This window comes from Cyclobacterium lianum (assembly GCF_900143075.1).
Taxonomy (GTDB): domain Bacteria; phylum Bacteroidota; class Bacteroidia; order Cytophagales; family Cyclobacteriaceae; genus Cyclobacterium; species Cyclobacterium lianum.
This window is the reverse complement of the sequence record NZ_FRCY01000017.1, coordinates 99,299-117,306: the sequence shown is the minus strand read 5'-3', so window position 1 is coordinate 117,306 and position 18,008 is coordinate 99,299. Positions and strand designations below refer to the sequence as shown.

Below are 18,008 nucleotides of genomic sequence, written 5' to 3'. Positions count from 1 at the left end.
AGCAAATGTTTTATTCAGACTCACGGAATGCCGCGCGGCTGCTTTACAGAAAGCTGCGGCTCAATTGGATTTTCAGCACTTCTACTTTTGTTGGCAATTTTCTGATCGCACTGCTGTTGAGTTATTTTTTCAGAAAAATCGGTTACGAGCCGGATGTCAACTTTGTGTTCTTTATCAGCATATTGGCCATCGGGCTCTGGATCTCAGAAGCCATGCCCCCATTTGCAGTGGGGATATTTATCATTGCTGCTTTGCTGCTTGGGTTCAGCACAGATTTTTTCTTCGAAAAGACCATGCCTGCAGACCTCTATGTGAGCACCTGGACCAGCAACGTGGTTTGGCTGTTGCTGGGCGGCTTTTTCCTGGCCAAAGGCATGAGCATGGTGGAGCTGGACCGGCAACTGTTCCGTTTTACCGTACGTAGTTTTGGCCAAAAGCCGGAGCTCCTGCTGCTGGGGCTGATGATGACTACGGCCATTGCCAGCATGGTGATGTCCAATACGGCTACCACTGCCATGATGGTCTCCTCGGTGATTCCACTCATCCAGTTGATCGGTAAGAGATCTGCTTACGCCAAAGCCCTGCTGACGGCGATCCCGGCAGCAGCTTCGGTGGGGGGAATCGGGACCATTATCGGCAGCACTCCCAATGCCATTGCGGTGGGAGCCCTGCAGGAGAAGGGAGTGAGCATTTCTTTTGTTGACTGGATGATCGTCGGTTTTCCCAGCGGGCTTCTACTGGTCTGGCTTTTTTGGAAATTTCTCTGTAAAAAGCATGATTTCAGCGGCGTGGTTCTGGACCTGTCTCTGCTGTCCGGGGGGAGCGGTGAGGTCGATCCCAATAAAAGGTATGCGGTCATTTTTACCCTTGCCATTACCGTGTTGATGTGGCTTACCGAACCCCTTCACGGCATCCCCGTGGCGGCTACTTCTGCCATCCCCATAGTGCTGCTGACCATGACCCAGGTGATCCATTCCGATCAGGTCAGGAGCCTGCCCTGGGATACGCTGATGCTGGTGGCAGGTGGACTGGCCCTGGGCATCGCGCTGGTGGAGGTAGGCCTGGCTGAGATCGTCATGGCCAAGATCAATAATCTGCCCTTGCCCATGCTGCTTATCGCCGTTTTCTTTTGTCTGGTGGCCGTGATGCTTTCCAATGTCATGAGCAATACCGCGGCTGCCTCCATCCTGGTCCCGCTGAGTCTGGCCCTGCCGGGGATCTATGGCTTTGCCGGCCCGGTAATGGTCGCCATCAGTTGCTCCTGTTCTTTGCTCTTACCGGTGTCTACTCCCGCCAATGCCATCGCATATGCTACCGGTCTGGTCGCGCAAAAAGATTTTCGTACCGGCGGATTATTCTTTATCTTTCTGGGCCCTTGCGTCGCTTTTATTGCCGTGATGGCCTGGGCCTGGCTGATGTTTTAAAACCAGGCCATGATTGCTATACAACCACTAAATGATCCACGGATGAAAAAATTAATTTTGTTATTGACCGGACTACTGTTTTTTGGCTGCGGACAGCAAAAACAGCAGGGTACCATTGGCGATTTGGAAGCAGCGATACAGGACATCGTGGAGGACACAGCGGGAGATTTTGCGGTTGCCTTCAAGCTGCTGGATGGCTCCGGGCTACAGGTATTGATCCATGAAAAGGAAGTATTTCATGCGGCAAGCACCATGAAAACGCCGGTAATGATTGAAATTTTCAGACAGGTACATGCGGGAAAGATGGCCCTGGAAGATTCCGTTTTGATACTCAATGAATTTAAGAGTATTGTGGATGGCAGCCCCTACAGCATGGATCTGGGGGTGGACAGCCAGGAAGAACTGTACGGGCGTGTCGGGCAGCAGGCTACGGTATACGAACTGATGTACCAGATGATCATCAAAAGCAGTAATCTGGCCACCAATATATTGATCGAAAAAGTAGGCGCCGAAAATGTGACCAAGACCATGCGGGATCTGGGTGCAGCCGATATTCAGGTATTGCGGGGAGTGGAGGACCTGAAAGCCTTCGATGCAGGCCTAAGCAATACTACTACTGCCCTGGACATGATGCTGATCATGGAAGCTATTGCCACCGGAGAGGCAGTGGGGCAGGAGGAAAGCCGTCAAATGATGGATATCCTGTATGATCAATACTACAAAGACCTGATCCCAAAGTTACTGCCTGATGAGGTAAAGATAGCCCACAAGACGGGATCGATCACGGGCGTTCAGCATGATGCCGCCATCCTCACACTTCCCGGAGGTACAAGCTACGTACTGGTCATTTTATCCAAAAATCTGAGCGATGTGGCAGCCGGCAAAAAGGCCATAAATGAGATCAGTAAATTGATATATGATTTTGTAAAGAAGGAATATTCCTGAAAATGGCAGCAATCAAAGACCGACTGGCCAAAGCCGGTATCAATTCTTTTTTCTTTTTACTCTTACTGACGATTTGCCTGGCTTACCTGTTTCCTGAATGGGGCCAGACCAAAGCTGCGGGACTTAGCCTGGACGATCTGACTTATTATGGGGTATCGCTGATTTTCTTTTTCTATGGTGTAAAGATCAGCCCTGCCACGCTGAAAACGGGACTGTCCAACTGGAAGTTGCACCTGCTCATACAGAGTACCACTTTTCTGATTTTTCCGCTGATCATTCTGGCATTGTATGCAGTTTTTGGGAACCAGCAGAATTTGTTCTGGCTGGGGACATTTTATCTGGCAGCACTTCCCTCTACGGTTTCTTCCTCGGTGGTCATGGTGTCCATCGCGGGGGGTAACCTTCCGGCAGCCATTTTCAACGCCAGTATATCCAGTATCATCGGAATCCTGATCACTCCACTTTGGATGGGCTTGCTGCTGAGCAGCAGTCAGGGTGAATTTGAACTGTTGTCTACCGTCTGGAAGCTGGTGCAGCAGATTTTTATTCCCGTGCTTATCGGGTTCTGGATGCACCGCTGGCTGAGTACATGGGTGCAGCGATACAGCAAGGTATTGAAATCCTTTGATCAGGCGGTCATCTTACTGATTGTCTTTTCGGCCTTTTCAGAATCCTTCGGGGCAGACATGTTCGCAGGGCAGAATATACTGGGGCTTGGCCTGCTCATGTTACTCCTGTTTGTCTTCATGTTGGCCGTGATGTATTTTATTGGAAAAGGGCTTCGATTCGGGAGAGCAGATCGCATTACCGTCTTGTTTTGCGGCTCTAAAAAATCCCTGGTGCAGGGTGCCGTGATGGGGAAAATACTATTTCCCGATCCGCTTGTATTTGGAGTGGTATTGTTGCCCCTTATGCTTTACCATACGCTGCAGTTGATCCTGGGCGCTGCGCTGGCAGAAAAACTGGCAGCAGAAACTAAATAAATGAAGTGTCCCGGGAAGCTTCTGCGGTCATTCTGGCCGCTAAATCTTTGCCCAGATATCTGTCTATCAGCCCGTGCCCCAGGTAAAGCAGTGGGGTCAGCAATATGGCCACGCCAAATTTATATATATAATTGATGATGCCCACGGCGATGATCTGCTCAATAGACCAGTTTCCAAAGACATAGAAAGCAATGCCCAGCACCACGAAGGAATCGATAAACTGGGAAACCAGAGTGGAGCCTGTAGCCCTCAGCCAGATCATTTTTGAGCCGGTTATTTTTCGGAGCTTTTGAAATACAAAAACATCCAGTAGCTGGCCCAGCAGAAAAGCGACCAGGGAACCGATGATAATACCAAGCCCCTGGCGGAAGATGGTATTGAAGGCATAGTCAATGTCAAAGGGAGCACCCGAAGGGCCAACCGCATTTACTTCCAGCCAGAAGGGAGCGGGTGGTAATTCTGTAACCAGCGAGATCACGATAAAGGAATAGGCTATCAGTCCGGCAGTGATAAAGCTGATTTTTCGTACTCCTTTTTTGCCAAAATATTCATTGATGATGTCCGTGGTGAGAAATACTACGGGCCAGATCACGGCTCCTGCGGTGAGGTTAAAGTCCAGCACATAATCACCAAAAAAGGTCCAGTTTGCCGCATTCAAACCCAGGGTGGTCTCTCCGGAAAAAATTTTCACGCCTATGATCTCGGCCAGAATCGCATTGGTCAGGAATATTCCCCCCAAAATAATGAATAGGTTGGTTTTTTTTGTCTGAAAAACCTTATCCTGATTTTCTTCCGTCATTTGATATGGTAAGTAGTTCCTTCTTCACTTAGAAAGCTGTTGGGAAAGGTTGCGCGGGCCTCTTCCAATAGCGGGCTCAGGTCTGCATACCTTACCGAGTAATGGCCGAGCAGCAGGTTTTTGGCTTTGGCGGCAAGCGCAATAGAGGCCGCTTCCCGGGTGGTGCTGTGCCGGGTTACCTTTGCCCGCTCTTTTTCGGCTTCCATGAAAGTAGCCTCGTGATACAATATATCTGCTTCGCGAACATACTCAGCCAGTTCCGGATCATACACCGTGTCCGAACAGAAGGCATATTTTCGTGGAGGTTTGATTTCGCAGTAGTCATCCGCCCGGAAGATGACCTGGCCCCTCATATCTCGTACATCCTGGCCCTTCAGCAGGGTGCGGATGGCCTCCAGGCCAGGTTTGTTTTTTACGATCAATTCCTTATTTAGCTTTACCCGTCCGGTTTTTTCCTGGAAGCTGAATCCCGTGCAGGGGATCCGGTGTTTGAGCGGAAAACTCCACACCTCCAGATCGCCAAGCTCCAGCAACATGTCTTTTTCCGTGGGTATGGTGGGATGAAAAACAATCGGAAATTTCAGGATGGTGCCGGAATATTTCAACTGTATCGTAATGATCTCATCCAACCCCCTGGGGCCAAAGACATGCAGGGGATTTTTCCGGTTATTGAGATGGTAGGTACCGATCAGGCCCATCAGCCCCAGGTAATGGTCTCCGTGCAGGTGGGAAATGAAGATGTGGTCGATTTTAAAATATTTGACCTTGTACCTCCTGAGCTGATGCTGGGTAGACTCACCACAGTCCAGCAGAAACGTGTGACTGCCCCAGGTGACCACCTGCGATGTCTGGTTTCTGCCATGGGCAGGGGCTGCAGAGTTGGAACCCAGAACGGTAATATTGAAGTCCAAGTAGCTTACGTTTACTCCTCCTCGTCTTTTTCAGCACCCTGCTCGATTTCATGAATGAAAACTGCCTCAGCTGCAGCCTCATTGTCATCCACCACTTTAAAAACCTTGTCCAGCATGGAAATCTTCATCAGCTTAGAGACATGGTCCTGAAGTGATGACAGGACAAAAATACCTCCTTCCTCACCAAAGGCTCTGTTGCCCACCAAAAGGGCACTCAGGCCACTGGAATCGGCATATTTCACACTAGCCATATCCAGTATGAGATTTTTGTAGCCCTCGGCATGTACTGTGAGGAGTTCGGATTTCAATTGTGGAGAAAGCGTGGAATCCAGTTTTTCTTCCATAAGGGTGAAAAGTACAAATTGTTCTTTTTTATCTACAGCGTATTTCATGGGATTATGATTGTCTTTTAACGGTTATAATCTGACCTGAACCGGGATAGCCTGTCCCGATTTTCGGGAGAATCTCCCAGGCTGGGAACCCTGCCTGTGTGTCGCCGCTTATCTGTCACCATTGCAATTGAAGAGCTATTCAAAGCAAGCTTTTCTGATAGCAGATTTTTCTCCTGGAGGGTCAAATTTGCTCTAAAATTAGCTTAAAATATGTTGGGTCCAAAATGATCCTTTCATTTAAATGTTTTCCAAAATAGACCGCCTGATTCTTTCCTCCATATCGGAACCATTTGCGGGAACAAAAGTTTTGCCGGTAATGTGCTCGTAAAGTTCTATGTACCTGCTGGAGATACTTTCAATAATATCGGGCTTCATTTCCGGAATAGATTGACCGGGTTTCCCCTGGAAGCCGTTTTCTATCAGCCACTGCCGGACAAATTCCTTGGAAAGTTGTTTTTGAGGCAGACCTTGTTCCTGTCTTTCGGCATACCCTTCCCGGTAAAAGTACCGCGACGAGTCCGGCGTATGGATTTCGTCTATCAGCAGGATTTCATCTCCATATCTGCCAAATTCATATTTGGTGTCCACCAGGATTAAGCCCTTCTCCCGGGCCATTTCCGTGCCCTTCTCAAAGAGTGTGCGGGTATATTTTTCCAGGACCAGATAGTCTTCCTCAGCTACCAGTCCTCCTGCCAATATGTCTTCCCGGGAAATATCCTCATCATGCCCCTGATCGGCCTTCGTAGTAGGTGTAATGATGGGCTCGGGTAGCGGATCATTTTCTTTGAGTCCTTCCGGAAGTGCTACCCCACAGAGGCTTCTTTTGCCGTCGCGGTACTCGCGCCAGGCATGCCCCGCCAGATAGCCCCGGATGACCATTTCTACTTTAAAAGGCACACATCTTTTCCCAATAGTGACATTGGGGTCCGGTGAAGCAGTAACCCAGTTCGGTACAAGAGTAGCGGTGGAGGAAAGGAAGTGGTAGGCAATTTGATTCAGAACCTGACCTTTGTAGGGAATGGCTTTAGGTAACACCACATCGAAGGCAGAAATCCTGTCAGTGGCTACCACGGCGATGCTTTGCTCGAAAATATATACATCCCTTACCTTGCCCCGGTAAAAATCTACCTGACCGGGAAATTTGAATTGCGTATCCTTGATGCCTTGTTTCATGCGTTTTTCATTTAAAGGCCAAAAATAAGAAATAATATTCAGCATCAGGAAAATCATTTGAAATCCCTTTCGGGAAGTGCTTTTTACTTAGAATATCAGCTCAGTTGAGGTTTCCTTTTCTGAATGTCTCTTTGCGCAATAGCTCCCCATTCTGATCGAAGGTGCTGAATACGCCGTGACGCAAGCCCCTTTGGTATTTTCCCTGTTCCTTCAATGTGCCATCTTCGTAATAGGTAGCAAAACTCCCATGTCGGAGGCCATTTTTATATTCGATTTCAGAAGCCAGGCTACCGTCCGGAAAATAGCTGATATAGGTGCCCTCCAAACTTCCATCCTGGTATTGCTGTTCTGTGCGGAGTTGTCCGTTTTCGTCGTAAGACTTCTGAATCCCATGCAGCACCCCTTCTTCGAATTGCTGTGTTTCCTGAATTTCTCCATTTTCAAAAAACACCTTGTTGAGGCCATGAGGCTTTCCATTTTCGAATTCCGTACTGCTTTTGAGTGAGCCGGAAGGGTAATAGGTTTCCAGCGTTCCCTGGATCTGTCCGTTCAAAAAAAATGCCTTTTGTGCCAGTCCTCCTTCCGGGAAAAAGGATACCACCTCTCCGTTTACCATGTCCTTCGTATAGGGGGTTGCTTTGAGCGTATCCCCGGTCTGGGGATGCAATTCGTAAAATGTGCCCGATTTCAAACCTTCTTCAAACTGCCCGATCTGGGTCAGGTTCCCAAACGGATCGTAGCGTCTGTATGGGCCGTGGGGGATTTCATTTTTGGTCTGGAACCGCTCCTTTACCCTTGTCTTTTCATCATCATAGTAGCTGGTTTGCTGCTGGGCCAAAGCAGGCAGGATACCTGTCAGGCTGAGTACTAAGAGAAGAAATAAACTCATTTTCATTGCTGATCTGTTTACCGGCAGGTATGCACTGCCATCACAACTTTTCTACCATTATGACCGATGCCCCATTACCACCATTACAGACTACGGCCACCCGCAGCATGAAGGCTTTCATTGTAGAAGCGCAAATTCTCTAATGGGTTGTACAGGAGAAGCTGGCAGGTTTGCGGAAAGGATATTGCCCATGAGGAGCTACTCAGGGCGGACCGTTTTCCGAATGTGTCTGCGCTCAATGCCGACTCCTCCCGAAGTCGTGCCAGGTAAAGCCGATAGCTTATCCGCAAAACCATCGGGAGGTGTTCGTACTGCCGACAGGCTATAAACTTCATCCATGACGATTGGGCTTAGGATAGCGAAAACTGGTTGAGCGCAATGGCTCAATAATCAGGCAAGCCCCGTTTGGGTTGTTGCGTGGGTTTTTTCCGGTTTTGCTGTATGTACCTGAGTTCATTGCTGTTCATGGCATCCAGGATCTGGGCAGCCTGTTCCGGGGTAATATTCATCTGTTCCAGTCGCTGTCTCAGTTCCTCCATGGCTTGTTCACGTTCACTCAGGTCACTTTCCATGTCGCTTGAATCCTCAGAATTATCATTTTCTTCGGTTTGTTCTCCCCTTTGCTCCTCCATTTCATCAGATTCCTCGGCTCCATCCTCCTGGGTTTGTTCTTCGCCTTCCCCGCTTTCCTCTTGCTGGCTTTCCTGTTCCTGCTGTTGCTGTTCCTGTGACTCGTCCTGCTCCTGGTTCTGCTGCTCCTGGTTTTGCTGGTCTTGTTTCTCCTGATCTTCCTGTTCCTTCTGCAATTTTTCCCAGAGCGCATTCAGCTTGGGATCCTGCGGGTATTTTTCCAAACCTTCCGCCAGGAGTTGGCTGGTTCCGGGAATGTCCTCGTTTACATATTGCCTTGCAGCCCGGTTAAAATATTCTGCCTCAGACTGGGCCATCAACGAGAGTGGTGCCCAACACAGCAGGGATAAAAGGAGCAGCTTATGGGTTGGTATTGATTTCATTGATATCCGTTAAATGATCCATAAATTTTTGATAATAGGCCACGGTTTCATCGATTTCCAAAGCCTTTTCCATGACTTCCTGTGCTTCGCCAAATTGAAAGCGATCCACCATTTCATCTGCTTGTGCTTTCATCCTTTTGGCATAATTGGAAGGTTTGATCTGGTCTTCATCCTCCCTGTCTTCTTCATTTTCCTGCTGCTCTTCATTTCCTTCCAGCCAACGGCTCAGCAGCTCATAGTTGTAGCGGGCTTGCTGATTTTCAGGGTTTTTGAGCAATGCCGTTTTGAAGTAGGAGAGGGCCTCCTGGTATTTTTGTTCATCGCCGAGCAGGACGCCCTGCTGGTTGGCAGCGTAGGACGGTATTTCATTACCTGCCGCATTTGCCAGCGGTGCATAGGTTTTTTTGGCATCTTCCTCCTGTCCGTTATTCTGGTAGCTCAGTGCCAGGTTAAACCGGACCTCAGCCTGGCTCATGCCATGCTCTTCCAGCAAGCTCAGGTGATTTCTGATGGAATTCTCAAAATCGGTTTCCTTAAAGGAACGCTCCGCCGCTTCAATCGCTGCATTGGTAGCTGCTATTTTTTTCCAGTCGGCTGGCAGGAACAATAAAATCCAAAGTAAATATCTGGACAACATGCTGTCGGTTTTGGTAATTTAAATCGATAAGGTTCTGACAGGTAGGATGGAATCCAAAATGGCCAATACAAAACCTGCCAGAAGAAAGTAGAAATATTTATTGGAGGAAGCTTCTACAGTGCGGCTGGCCATGACCGTACCCTCCAGTTTGGCAATGGCATCAATCAATTGAGGGATTTCCTGTCGTTCATCACTAAGCTCGAAATAATCCCCGTCGGTCTGATTGGCTATGCGCCTCAGATTGTCGGAACTCAGTCTGGATATGGCCGGTCGGTTGGTCTCCTGATCGATCACTACCCCGCTCCCCCGCGGGATGGTGCTTCCGCTCCCCGTACCTACACCCATGCTGAATACCTTTATTCCAGACTGGTTGAGCTGCTCGATGGTTTCTTCCAATCCATCGCCAAAATCCTCCCCATCACTGATCAGTATGATGGCTTTCGACTTGGGTTCCTGACTTTCATCGGTAAGGAATTTGTTATATGCCATTTTTAGTGGGGCTGCAACATCCGTACCTGAGTTGGGTACCAGGTCGCTGTTCAAGCCATCCAGGTGGAGCTGGATCACATTCTGATCAAAGGTAAGCGGACACTGGATAAATGCCTCAGAGGAAAATATAATGATGCCCAGGCGATCGGAACTGAAGTTTTTTACCAGGTTTTTCAGTTCAAACTTCATTCGCTGTAGCCTGCTGGGTTTGATATCCTCCGCATTCATGGATCTGGAAAGATCAATGGCCAGAAAGATATCTTTTCCCTCCTGCTTGATCTCTTTCATTGCTGTACCTATAGATGGCCCGGCAAAGGCAATTAAAAATAAGGTGAAATAGAGGGTCCTCAGTACCATCTTCCATACCAGGCGCCTTTTTTTGACCTTGATTTTTTGGTTGATTTTCCAAAACCGGTACAGATAGATGCCATAGAGCAAAATAAAAACTGCTGCCAGCAGAAAGATCGAATAATTGTCAGAATATGCCCAAATCATGGCTTGAAATTAATCATTTATACTTAAAACGAAGAGATACTCGGATAATTATTGAAGGGGAGAGACATTATTAAACTTCCCTGGCAGAATAAGCGGCTAAAAAGTTAACTATTTTTATCTAATACCGTTATCTTTTTTGGTTCAAATGAGCGGATCACCCCTTTTTACTTTCTAAAAAACTACAGGCAATTAGTAATGTTCAATTATCGGGCAAAATACATCTGGCATTTTTTTCTTTTCACCTTTATCGGCCTCTTTTCTCTTTCAGTAAATCTGATGGGGCAGCAAGTGGCCTCGCTACAGGGACAGGTGTTGGACAAACTCAGTGGTGAGCCGCTGCCAGGAGCCACCATATTCTGGAAAGACCAATCGGCCAGGGGCGCAGTGACCGATGCTGAAGGTAATTTTACCATTGCCATTCCAACCCTCCCCGCCAGCCTCGAGATCAGGTTTCTGGGCTACCAGGGAATCAGCAGGGAGATCAACAACAAAACTACCGATTTGAAATTTTTTCTGAGTCCGGACGAGATGGCCCTGGAAGAAGTAGTCGTATCAGAGAGGCGGGAAGACCACAATGTACTAAGTACAGAAATAGGCCGCAATGAAATCTCCGGAGAAACATTGAAGCGGATTCCGGCATTGTTTGGTGAGGTGGACCTGCTGCGGGGGATCCAATTGCTGCCGGGAGTAAATACGGCAGGAGAGGGCACCACCGGACTGTTTGTGCGAGGCGGATCGGCCGACCAGAATCTGATTCAGATCGACGGAGCTCCTATATACAATCCTTCCCATTTTTTCGGTTTTTTTTCCGTCTTTAATCCGGATGCATTGACAGACGTGGCTTTATACAAAGGAAATATCCCCGCCCAGTTTGGGGGTAGGGTGTCTTCCCTGATAGACATTTCCCTGAAAGAAGGGAATACGCGAAAAATTGAGGGCGAAGGGGGTATAGGAAGTATCAGTTCCAGACTGACGGTGGATGGTCCCCTGTTTTCAGACAATTCCTCCTTTGTACTTTCCGGACGAAGAACCTATGCAGACCTTTTTCTGGCCTTTTCTCCAAATGAAGACATCCGAAACAATCAACTGTATTTTTATGACTTGAGCGGAAAGTTGATGTGGCGTCAGGGTGAGCAGAATAAATTTACCTTTTCCACTTATTATGGCAGTGATTTTCTGGGGCTGAGCGGCCAATTTGGGCTGGGCTGGAAAAACTGGATCAATTCCTTTAACTGGAACAGACAGGTCAGTGAGCGCCTGTACCTCGATATGGCGGCCTATTACAGTTATTACCAATACCTTATTGGATTTAACGATGAGGAGAATGGGTTTGACTGGTCCAATGATTTCTCAGAGTCGGGCATACGTGCTGCCCTGACCTTTATTCCGAAAGAAGCCTCTGAAATAAAGGCCGGCATGCACACACAGTTGTATCATTTTTCACCGGTAGATTTGGATCCGGCCGAAGGCAGTAGCATCGCCCCTTTGGCAACCAACCCCAGAATAGGCTGGCAAAACAATTTTTTTATAGCACTAAAGGAGGAAGTTTCAGAAAGGCTTAGCCTGGAAGCAGGACTCAGGTTTGCCTTGTACCAGCAAATAGGAAATGGCGTCAATTACCTGTATGAAGACAACGATCCCGAAGGAAGCGGTATGGTCACCGACACGCTTGAATACCGCTTTGGGGAGAAAATGCAACATTATCAGGGGCTGGAGCCCCGAATTGCTGTCCGGTACCTGGTCGGAAAAGCTACAGCGATCAAAGGTAGCTACAACAGAAACTATCAATACATTCAAGTGGCGTCCAATAGTTCTGCAGGTCTCCCAATAGATCGGTGGGTGCCGGCCGGCAGGTACATACGACCCATCCGTGCCGATCAGGTTTCTGCAGGAATATTTCAAAATCTGAGTGACAATCGTTGGGAGCTCTCTCTGGAGGGGTACTACAGGGATTTCAGAAATATAATTGACCTGAAGCAGGGGGCCAATGTGCTCTTTAGCGATAATGTGGAGACAGAGATACTTACAGGAAACGGATGGTCTTACGGTCTGGAATTTCTGCTTAGGAAGAATGTAGGCAAGACCACCGGTTGGCTGAGTTATACCCGATCCAGGGTTTTCAGAAAGATTTCCGGCATCAACCGCGGCAATCCCTACCCACCCAGATTTGACCGGCCCAATGATGTCAGCCTGGTACTCTCCCACGAGCTGACGGACAGGATTTCGCTTTCTGGTACGTTCATTTATACTACCGGCGTTGCCGTGACCTTCCCGGTCGGTTCATACGTAGTAGATAATCAGCGGGTGCCTTTGTACAACGAACAAAGAAATAAGGATCGCTTTCCGGACTACCACCGGCTGGATCTCTCCCTCACACTGAAAAATAAAGACAAGGGTCGCTGGTGGCAGGGAAGCTGGAATTTCAGCGTGTACAACGCTTATGCCAGGAAAAACCCCTTTTCATATGAGTTCAGAGATATTTACAACAATGATATTGCCTTTGACCGGGGCCTGGGCGAGGAAGTCAGTTCTATCCGGCCGGGAGTGGTCATGACCTATCTTTTTGGTATACTACCATCAGTCACTTACAATTTTAAATTTTGATACCATGAAGCCTCTTGTGAAATTGACCTTACTGATCATCCTGATGTCCTGTCAGGAGGAGGTCAGCCTGGACCTCGGGAATACGGAAAAGATTCCCGTTATTGAGGCCGTATGGACCGACGATCCGGTTTTGAATGAAGTGAAAGTGGCCTACTCCAGAAATTATTACGACACCCTGCCCAATGAGATTGCCGCAAATGCTGAAGTGTACGTCGAAGACCTGCATTCCGGAGAAACGGTACCTTTCATTTTCAATGAAGATCGGGGAAAGTACCTGCCTCTCAATGCAAAGGCTGCTGCCATTGGTCATGAATACCGCCTTTATGTGGCAATGGACGGAAATGAATTCATCTCAGAAGGCACCACATTGGAAGCTCCGGTGCTCGACAGCATTATCTATGCCTATGAAGAAGAGCGTTTTTTTGCCAGCGAAGGATATTACCTGACGCTGTATGGGAAAATACCATTTACCGAAAACAATTTCTACCGGTTAATTCTCAGTAAGAACGATACGCTTCTCAACCGCCGGTCCGACTATTTCCTTTTTGACGATACCTTTGGCAGTGCCATTTTGAATAACGGATTCGAATTAACGGCTTTCTCCTTTGAAGCAGGAGACCAAGTCAAATTGCGGATGCTCAGGCTGAATGAAAGCGCATATTCCTATTTGAATCAGTTGGTATCCCTGCTGTTTTCAGATGGAGGACTTTTCAGCCCGCCGCCCGAAAATCCCCGGTCCAATATATCGTCCCTTCAAGGAGAGGAAAGGGTCTTGGGGTACTTTATGACTGCACCGGTGATCACCCGGACGATAAGCATCCCCGACGAAGAGTAGGGGCCTAAGACTTGTTTTAAGCCTCAGACTCTCTGTTTTCTGCTGCAAGCTTTTCCAGCTCTTTCTTGCTGTAGGCCAATTTACTCACCAGAAAGAACAGTACCGGAACCAGAAATAAGGTGAAGAAGGTGGCGGAAAACATGCCACCTGCTACTGTCCAGCCGATGGTTCGCCTGGCCACAGAACCCGCTCCGGAAGAGAATGCGAGGGGTAAAACACCAAGAATAAAGGCGAAGGAGGTCATCAATATGGGCCTGAGCCGTAATTTTGCGGCCATGGCTGCGGCCCTGGGGATAGGGATACCTCTATCAACCCTTTCTTTCGCGTATTCCACGATCAGGATGGCATTTTTTGCCGCCAGACCTATGAGTGTGAGCAAGCCGATTTGCGCGTACACATTATTGGTGAGTGAAGGAAACAAAAGCAGGGTAATGATGGCACCGAAAACGCCGGTGGGCACAGCCAGTAATACCGAGAAGGGAACTGACCAGCTCTCATAGAGCGCCGTCAAGCACAGGAATACAAACACGATTGACAGTACAAAGATCAGGATCGTACTCCCACCAGATTTAATTTCTTCCCGGCTCACACCAGCAAAATCAATTCCGTATCCCGGGGGGAGTTCGGTCCCGGTCAGCTCATTGATTTTTTCTATAGTCTGTCCCGAGCTGTACCCCTGGGCCGCATCGCCGTTGATCGTGCTGGACCGGAATAGATTGAAATGACTGATCAGCGGAGCGTTTTCGATAACTTCAGTGCTGACCAGGTTGCTCAATGGAAGCATTGCTCCTGAGGTGTTCTTGACGTAAATCTGCTCAAGTGCCGACAGATCTTCCCGAAAGGAGGTGTCTGCCTGGGCGATAACCCTGAAATTTCTACCGTACAGGATAAAATCGTTGACATAGGTACTGCCCAGGTAGGTTTGCATGGATGCGTAGGCGTCGCCGATGTTTACCCCCAATCTTGCGGTTTTTTCCCGATCCAGTTCTACCCGGTAGGAAGGTGTAGTGGCGCTGAAGAAAGTAAAGGCATTTTCAATTTCGGTTGTCCCATTCAGCAGGGAAACAAATTCCTTGACCTCAGTTTCAAATTCATTGATGCTGGAAGTTCCATCCAGGTCCTGAACGACTACAGAAAATCCGGAAGTGCTGCCCAGACCCGGAATGGCCGAGGGAGCTACGATAACAATTTTGGCCTCCGGCACCTTTTCGTTCAGCTCGCGCAGGAGTCTGTCCCGGATTTCGAAGGCGTTCTGGCCTTCTCCCTCCCGTTTGCTCCAGGGCTGGAGCTGCGAGAATACCGTACCGCTATTGGATTTGCTTGAAAAATTGATCGCGTTGAGGCCCGTTACGGCCGTAAAATGAAAAATGTCCTCTTCCTCGCCGAGGATCTCCATCAGCTTTTTAATGGTCTCCAGACTCCGGGAAGTGGAAGCCCCTTCCGGTAATTCGTAGGTGATAAACAGCCTCCCTTCATCTTCATTTGGGATAAAGCCCGAAGGTTTTATATTGAAAAGAAAAACGGTGACCAGGATCAGGACTACCAGGCCTGCCAGATAATACCGGGCCCGGGAAAAACTTTTTTCAACGCTTTGGATATAGCGATTGCCAGACACTTCAAATTTGCGGTTGAACCAGGCAAAAAACCGCTGGATACCCCTGCCGTTTTGTGCCGATTTTGAAGGCTTCAGAATCAGGGAGCAAAGGGCAGGCGTCAGCGATAAGGCGACAAAACCGGAAATCAGACCGGAAGCAGCAATAGCCATGGCAAATTGCTGATAGAGCCTGCCGACTATTCCTGGAATAAAGCCTACAGGGATGAAAACGGCCGCAATGATGAGTGACATGGCAATGACTGGTCCCGAAATGTCCTTCATGGCTTTGCTGACGGCTTCCCTGGCCTTTAGTTTTTCCTTCTCCATGTATCCCATTGTAGCTTCTACCACCACAATGGCGTCGTCCACCACGATACCTATGGCCAGCACAAAACCGAACAGGGTCAGGTTGTTGATAGAAAATCCCAGGGGTATGAAAAGGGCAAAAGTTCCGATAATGGATACCGGAATGATCAGAATTGGGATGAGGGTGGTTCTCCAGTTTTGAAGAAAGATAAACACTACCAGAGAGACCAGCAACAGGGCCAGAACCAATGCTTCCACCACTTCCCCGATAGATACGCGGACCACAGATGCCGATTCGAAGGGAATGACATACTCCATGTCACTGGGGAAATTTTCCTGTATGACCTCCATGGTTTCGATAATACCCTCTTCCACGTCCAGGATATTGCTGTCTGGAGTCTGGTAGACGATGAGGTAGGCAGCAGGTTTACCATCCGTAAAATTATTGACCGAATAGTCAAACCTGCCCAATTCCACCCTGGCCACATCCCGCAGGTAGACGAGTTTGTCGCCGTCTGAGGCGGACTTCACGATGACATTTTCAAATTCCTCTTCACTATTTAGCCTCCCATTGGTAAAAAGCGTGTATTCAAAAGATTGATAACCCTGTTGGGGAGGAGTACCCAGAGCCCCTGCAGCTACCTGTATGTTTTGTCCTCTGAGTGCATCGATCACCTCGCCGGCAGAAAGGCCGGTTTGGTAGAGTTTGTCGGGTTGCAGCCAAATGCGCATGCTGAAGTCCTGCGCCCGGGTGAATATGTCTCCCACTCCGGGGACTCGCAGCAGTTCATTTTTGACGTAGATATTCGCATAGTTGTTTAGAAAATCAATGTCATGGGTTCCCTCCGGAGAAAACATGGAAACGATCATCAACAGACTTGGATTCCGCTTCCGTATGGTGATGCCCAATCTCCGGACTTCTTCGGGTAGCAGGGCCTCCGCTACGTTGATGCGGTTTTGAACTTCTACCGCTGCAATATCGATATCTGTACCCACCTCAAAGGTGATGTTCATGGTCATCCGGCCTTCATTGCTGCTTGTACTTTCTATGTAAGCCATACCCGGAGTACCATTGATCTGCGTTTCAAGCGGGGTGGCCACCGTTTGTTCTATAGTCTCTGCATCAGCACCGGTATAGGTGGCAGTGACCTGTATGATGGGAGGAGTGATATTGGGATACTGCGAGACCGGAAGATTGAAGATGGCAAGCGTGCCCAGAAGCAACAAAACCAGCGAAAGGACAATGGCCAGGTTGGGGCGCTTGATAAAAGTGGATGAGATCATTCAGGATTCCTGTTTTGAGTAGTGATTTTATCCCCGTTGGTTAATTTTTGCATACCGCTAATGATGACTTGCTGCCCTTCTTCCAGTCCATTTTCCACAATTACCCGGTCTTCAAATTTCCTTCCCGGTTGAATTTTCCTTTCCCGGGCAGTATTGTCTTCCACTACAAAAACGGAGATTTCACCCATCTGCTCCATTGTGGCCCTTTGCGGGATGGTCAGCACCGGCGCTCCGTTTATGGCTTTTACCCTTAGCGTAGTACTCAAGCCAGGTTTGAGTGTGCCGTCGGGATTTGGGAAATGCAGCCTGATCTGAATGGTTCCGGTTTCGCGATCTACGGCTCTGTCCATATTTTCCAGGCTACCTGGCTCTGGGTGAAGCGTTCCGTCAGGTAAACTGATCGTAAAGGTGCTGTCTGCCAGCGTACCTTCCCGGTCATTCATCAGCGATTGAAATTTTGACAGGTTTTTTTCACTCGCAAAAAAGTCTACGCCTATCGGATCATTGGAAGAGATTACGTTGAGCAAGGTCTCACCCTGATTTACCAATGCCCCCAGACGGACCGCCGAAAAGCCGATCGTTCCATCAAATGGCGCACGCACGGATGCATACTGAAGGTTGGTTTGATCGTTAGCTACCTGAGCACGGGCCGCCATCATCTCGGATTCGGCATTCTGCAGATCGGTGAGTGCGTTGTCGTATACCTGTCCAGCGATGGCATTTCCTTCTTTCAGTTTTTGGTACCTGTCGAGATCCCTTTCCGCCCGCTCCAGGTTGGAAGCGGCGATCCTCAGCCTGGATTGGGATTGATCCAGATTTGCCTGGTACCTGCTTTTATCGATTTCATAAAGCAATTGCCCTTTTTTTACCTGTTGCCCATCCCGGAATAGGATATTGGTGATGTAGCCGCTCACATCCGCACGGAGCTCCACTTCCTGCAGGGCTACCGTCGCCGCAGGATACTGATCCGACAGCACTATTGTTTGTTTGCTTACTGGTGCTGTCTCCACCATGGTTACCTGTTTTTCCGTATTTTCCTTCTCATTACAGGAATAGTGAAGTGCCAACAGTCCCAACAGTAACAATTTCTTTTTCATGTGTTTATAATTGTCTTTAAGTTGCCACATGCCCGCCCGGATGACACCAGTCGGACGGGGAATCTTCGCATGAATTATAATCATCCCTCCGTGGGTCGCTTTCGTCATGCTTGATTTCATCTATGGACAATATTTATG

Annotated in this window: 16 protein-coding genes; 5 read left to right on the top strand and 11 right to left on the bottom strand. The window is 48.5% G+C overall.

Annotated elements, in window-relative coordinates; all coding sequences use genetic code 11:
* Positions 1 to 5: 5 nt before the first annotated feature.
* The 3 genes from BUB19_RS20630 to BUB19_RS20620 are packed head-to-tail and all read left to right on the top strand — an operon-like array spanning position 6 to position 3,352.
* Positions 6 to 1,424, top strand: a complete 1,419-nt coding sequence (locus tag BUB19_RS20630) for an SLC13 family permease (RefSeq protein WP_073097361.1) — start codon at positions 6 to 8, stop codon at positions 1,422 to 1,424.
* Between the two features lie 42 nt (positions 1,425 to 1,466).
* Positions 1,467 to 2,369, top strand: a complete 903-nt coding sequence (locus tag BUB19_RS20625) for a serine hydrolase (RefSeq protein WP_073097359.1) — start codon at positions 1,467 to 1,469, stop codon at positions 2,367 to 2,369.
* A gap of 2 nt (positions 2,370 to 2,371) precedes the next feature.
* Complete coding sequence (locus BUB19_RS20620) at positions 2,372 to 3,352, top strand: bile acid:sodium symporter family protein (protein ID WP_073097357.1); 981 nt, start codon at positions 2,372 to 2,374, stop codon at positions 3,350 to 3,352.
* On the opposite strand, the gene BUB19_RS20615 is transcribed toward BUB19_RS20620, so the two are convergent.
* The 9 genes from BUB19_RS20615 to BUB19_RS20580 all read right to left on the bottom strand — a co-directional run bounded on the left by BUB19_RS20615 (position 3,345) and on the right by BUB19_RS20580 (position 10,150).
* Complete coding sequence (locus BUB19_RS20615) at positions 3,345 to 4,151, bottom strand: queuosine precursor transporter (protein WP_073097356.1); 807 nt, start codon at positions 4,149 to 4,151, stop codon at positions 3,345 to 3,347. The two genes, BUB19_RS20620 and BUB19_RS20615, sit on opposite strands and share 8 nt — an antisense overlap.
* Positions 4,148 to 5,062 (bottom strand): ribonuclease Z, encoded by a 915-nt coding sequence (locus tag BUB19_RS20610; RefSeq protein ID WP_073097354.1) that lies wholly within the window; start codon positions 5,060 to 5,062, stop codon positions 4,148 to 4,150. Before BUB19_RS20610 ends, BUB19_RS20615 begins: the two co-directional genes overlap by 4 nt.
* 11 nt (positions 5,063 to 5,073) lie before the next feature.
* A complete protein-coding gene (locus tag BUB19_RS20605; protein ID WP_073097352.1) occupies positions 5,074 to 5,454 on the bottom strand; it encodes an STAS domain-containing protein in 381 nt (126 codons plus the stop codon).
* Between the two features lie 237 nt (positions 5,455 to 5,691).
* Positions 5,692 to 6,627, bottom strand: coding sequence for a phosphoribosylaminoimidazolesuccinocarboxamide synthase (locus BUB19_RS20600; protein WP_073097396.1), 936 nt, complete (start codon positions 6,625 to 6,627; stop codon positions 5,692 to 5,694).
* 100 nt (positions 6,628 to 6,727) lie between these two features.
* Complete coding sequence (locus tag BUB19_RS20595) at positions 6,728 to 7,522, bottom strand: toxin-antitoxin system YwqK family antitoxin (RefSeq protein WP_084097511.1); 795 nt, start codon at positions 7,520 to 7,522, stop codon at positions 6,728 to 6,730.
* A 77-nt stretch (positions 7,523 to 7,599) separates the two neighbouring features.
* The gene (locus tag BUB19_RS24015; RefSeq protein WP_143156116.1) at positions 7,600 to 7,851 is read right to left on the bottom strand and encodes a hypothetical protein; all 252 of its coding nucleotides are present in this window, start codon (positions 7,849 to 7,851) and stop codon (positions 7,600 to 7,602) included.
* 48 nt (positions 7,852 to 7,899) lie between these two features.
* Positions 7,900 to 8,529 (bottom strand): hypothetical protein, encoded by a 630-nt coding sequence (locus tag BUB19_RS20590; protein ID WP_073097348.1) that lies wholly within the window; start codon positions 8,527 to 8,529, stop codon positions 7,900 to 7,902.
* Positions 8,507 to 9,166, bottom strand: coding sequence for a tetratricopeptide repeat protein (locus tag BUB19_RS20585; RefSeq protein WP_073097346.1), 660 nt, complete (start codon positions 9,164 to 9,166; stop codon positions 8,507 to 8,509). The genes BUB19_RS20590 and BUB19_RS20585 overlap by 23 nt, the downstream gene beginning before the upstream one ends.
* A gap of 18 nt (positions 9,167 to 9,184) precedes the next feature.
* Positions 9,185 to 10,150 carry a vWA domain-containing protein gene (locus tag BUB19_RS20580; RefSeq protein ID WP_073097344.1) on the bottom strand — a complete coding sequence of 322 codons (966 nt, stop codon included), beginning with the start codon at positions 10,148 to 10,150 and terminating at the stop codon, positions 9,185 to 9,187.
* A gap of 195 nt (positions 10,151 to 10,345) precedes the next feature.
* Between BUB19_RS20580 and BUB19_RS20575 the strand changes: the two genes are divergently transcribed.
* Both BUB19_RS20575 and BUB19_RS20570 read left to right on the top strand, forming a co-directional pair.
* Positions 10,346 to 12,754, top strand: coding sequence for a TonB-dependent receptor (locus tag BUB19_RS20575; protein WP_073097342.1), 2,409 nt, complete (start codon positions 10,346 to 10,348; stop codon positions 12,752 to 12,754).
* 4 nt (positions 12,755 to 12,758) lie between these two features.
* On the top strand, positions 12,759 to 13,589 hold the full coding sequence (locus BUB19_RS20570) for a DUF4249 family protein (RefSeq protein WP_073097340.1): 831 nt from the start codon (positions 12,759 to 12,761) through the stop codon (positions 13,587 to 13,589).
* Between the two features lie 16 nt (positions 13,590 to 13,605).
* Here the strand turns inward: BUB19_RS20570 and BUB19_RS20565 are convergent, their stop codons facing one another.
* Together BUB19_RS20565 and BUB19_RS20560 are read right to left on the bottom strand one after the other, a co-directional pair.
* Entirely contained in the window at positions 13,606 to 16,773 is a 3,168-nt protein-coding gene (locus BUB19_RS20565; RefSeq protein WP_073097338.1) for an efflux RND transporter permease subunit, read from the bottom strand.
* Complete coding sequence (locus BUB19_RS20560) at positions 16,770 to 17,990, bottom strand: efflux RND transporter periplasmic adaptor subunit (protein WP_084097509.1); 1,221 nt, start codon at positions 17,988 to 17,990, stop codon at positions 16,770 to 16,772. Before BUB19_RS20560 ends, BUB19_RS20565 begins: the two co-directional genes overlap by 4 nt.
* Between the last annotated feature and the right edge of the window lie 18 nt (positions 17,991 to 18,008).

What these genes read in the sequence shown, in the direction of transcription:
- BUB19_RS20630 (WP_073097361.1), top strand. Translation starts at nt 6, where the DNA reads ATGTTTTATTCAGACTCACGGAATGCCGCGCGGCTGCTTTACAGAAAG.
- BUB19_RS20625 (WP_073097359.1), top strand. Translation starts at nt 1,467, where the DNA reads ATGAAAAAATTAATTTTGTTATTGACCGGACTACTGTTTTTTGGCTGC.
- BUB19_RS20620 (WP_073097357.1), top strand. Translation starts at nt 2,372, where the DNA reads ATGGCAGCAATCAAAGACCGACTGGCCAAAGCCGGTATCAATTCTTTT.
- BUB19_RS20615 (WP_073097356.1), bottom strand. Translation starts at nt 4,151, where the DNA reads ATGACGGAAGAAAATCAGGATAAGGTTTTTCAGACAAAAAAAACCAAC.
- BUB19_RS20605 (WP_073097352.1), bottom strand. Translation starts at nt 5,454, where the DNA reads ATGAAATACGCTGTAGATAAAAAAGAACAATTTGTACTTTTCACCCTT.
- BUB19_RS20600 (WP_073097396.1), bottom strand. Translation starts at nt 6,627, where the DNA reads ATGAAACAAGGCATCAAGGATACGCAATTCAAATTTCCCGGTCAGGTA.
- BUB19_RS20595 (WP_084097511.1), bottom strand. Translation starts at nt 7,522, where the DNA reads ATGAAAATGAGTTTATTTCTTCTCTTAGTACTCAGCCTGACAGGTATC.
- BUB19_RS24015 (WP_143156116.1), bottom strand. Translation starts at nt 7,851, where the DNA reads ATGAAGTTTATAGCCTGTCGGCAGTACGAACACCTCCCGATGGTTTTG.
- BUB19_RS20590 (WP_073097348.1), bottom strand. Translation starts at nt 8,529, where the DNA reads ATGAAATCAATACCAACCCATAAGCTGCTCCTTTTATCCCTGCTGTGT.
- BUB19_RS20585 (WP_073097346.1), bottom strand. Translation starts at nt 9,166, where the DNA reads ATGTTGTCCAGATATTTACTTTGGATTTTATTGTTCCTGCCAGCCGAC.
- BUB19_RS20580 (WP_073097344.1), bottom strand. Translation starts at nt 10,150, where the DNA reads ATGATTTGGGCATATTCTGACAATTATTCGATCTTTCTGCTGGCAGCA.
- BUB19_RS20575 (WP_073097342.1), top strand. Translation starts at nt 10,346, where the DNA reads ATGTTCAATTATCGGGCAAAATACATCTGGCATTTTTTTCTTTTCACC.
- BUB19_RS20570 (WP_073097340.1), top strand. Translation starts at nt 12,759, where the DNA reads ATGAAGCCTCTTGTGAAATTGACCTTACTGATCATCCTGATGTCCTGT.
- BUB19_RS20565 (WP_073097338.1), bottom strand. Translation starts at nt 16,773, where the DNA reads ATGATCTCATCCACTTTTATCAAGCGCCCCAACCTGGCCATTGTCCTT.
- BUB19_RS20560 (WP_084097509.1), bottom strand. Translation starts at nt 17,990, where the DNA reads ATGAAATCAAGCATGACGAAAGCGACCCACGGAGGGATGATTATAATT.